Source organism: Sphaerospermopsis reniformis (assembly GCF_005402885.1).
In the GTDB taxonomy this organism is placed as follows: Bacteria; Cyanobacteriota; Cyanobacteriia; order Cyanobacteriales; family Nostocaceae; genus Sphaerospermopsis; species Sphaerospermopsis kisseleviana.
On sequence record NZ_BJCE01000462.1, the window covers coordinates 1 to 1747 of the forward strand.

General features: G+C 31.1%; 1 protein-coding gene and 1 pseudogene. Both read left to right on the plus strand.

Annotated elements, in window-relative coordinates; translation table 11 throughout:
- The first annotated feature begins 1043 nt into the window (after positions 1 to 1043).
- Entirely contained in the window at positions 1044 to 1241 is a 198-nt protein-coding gene (locus FFR48_RS27715) for a hypothetical protein (RefSeq protein ID WP_096570581.1), read from the plus strand.
- A gap of 138 nt (positions 1242 to 1379) precedes the next feature.
- Positions 1380 to 1622, plus strand: a pseudogene (locus tag FFR48_RS27720) (DUF29 domain-containing protein); the annotation flags it as partial.
- Between the last annotated feature and the right edge of the window lie 125 nt (positions 1623 to 1747).

Consider the following 1747-nt stretch of genomic DNA (forward strand, 5'->3'; position numbering starts at 1 on the left):
TCAGTAGAACAGTTAGAAGAATTATTAAATAAATTGCTAAACGAAGGAGGTCTTATTATTAAATGGGAGCGCAAAGTTAAAAATAAAGGTAATGCTGTTTATTCGATTTAGTTGCACAACAGCTTATCCTCAAATTTCTACTACACAGCAGCAATATATATCTAAGTTTAGTCTAATTTTAATTTATTGCTAAGTCGCGTAAGTAATAAAAGCGATCTTTTGTCCAATCATCTTCTTTAATTCTTCCTAAGAGGATGTTTGAAAAGTCTAACTTAGGCGATTAAAAATCACATCTACACAGACAAAACCTGCCTATGCAAGTTTCAAATCCTTAATTTTTCGTTAGTCCACGCAGGTGGACTTTGTTTGTGTAGTAGCGAATTATATTCGCCGAAAACTTTTAAGACAACCTCTAAGTAACCTGTTAATGGTGATGATAGTTCTATTAATATTTCTATATCATTAACTGATAGAAAATTACCTTTTGCTGACTTCCTCCCAAATCCCACAACGCAAGCAGCAAGAGAGTTTTAGCGTAACTTGCCTGTAAATCCTTAGTCTTTGAACTCATAGTGATGTGTGTTAAATAACTGCAAATATTATAATAGTGATTGTAATTTTTATGTCACCACAATCAAAAAATTGTTTAATTTCTCGATATTTCTTATAAATTGCTCAAAATTTCTACACAAAAAGCAACAGAGAATTTACGTAACTTATAAAAAAATAAAAATAAAAGTAGGTTGGGTTGACGCAAAGCACCCGAACATAATCACCAACAAAATAACGTATAATTAAAATAACGTATAGTTAAAGGCTACAACATATAAAAACGAAAATAAAATTTTAACTGATGGGAAAACTAAACTTTCTTAATGTGGTATTTTGCCATAAATGCAAGATAATGATGTAATTTTTACATAAAATAATTAAACTAGTGACAAAAATAACAGATGATGAAAATGACATTGTTTGTTACTGCTATTCCCCACTACAATATACCCAATGTAGTGGGTTTTATCTGATATTCAGGTTTTTGAACTATGTCAGACTCCAAAGACGCGCAACCAATGTCATGTAAGAGTATTTGTAAAGACTGTGCTTTTTTTGTCCAGGAGGAATGCACTCACCCTGATGAATTAGGGGTTAATTGTGCTACTGTCATTTTTTGTAATTCTTTTACTCCAGCAGTAGAAGTTGATAGTCCTTGTGTGACTTTTGGTAATGATGATGAATATTAATGAAAAACGGAAGGTAGAAACTTCCTGATAGCATTTCCAGTCAGGAGAATGGGAACGAGGAAAAGTAGGAATTATTATATAATTACTTAAAGAAGCTACCAAAAAATCTCACAATTTCTTTGCGGAGGTTTCCAGCAGATGAAAGCAATTCAACCTACAAACCTTGCTAGTTCAAATCTTTATAATGAAGATTTTTATTTATGGATAGAAACTACAGCTAAACAATTAAAAAATGGTAACTTTGCAGAAATTGATTTAGAGAATTTAATTGAAGAAATCGAAAGCATGGGAAGAAGTGAAAAAAGAGCATTAAAAAGTAACTTATTAATTTTATTAATGCACCTTCTCAAATATAAATATCAACCAGATAAACGCAGTAATAAGCTGTTGTGCAGCTAAATCGAATAAACAGCATTACCTTTATTTTTAACTTTGCGCTCCCATTTAATAATAAGACCTCCTTCGTTTAGCAATTTATTTAATAATTCTTCTAACTGTTCTACTGA

What these genes read in the sequence shown, in the direction of transcription:
- FFR48_RS27715 (WP_096570581.1), top strand. Translation starts at nt 1,044, where the DNA reads ATGTCAGACTCCAAAGACGCGCAACCAATGTCATGTAAGAGTATTTGT.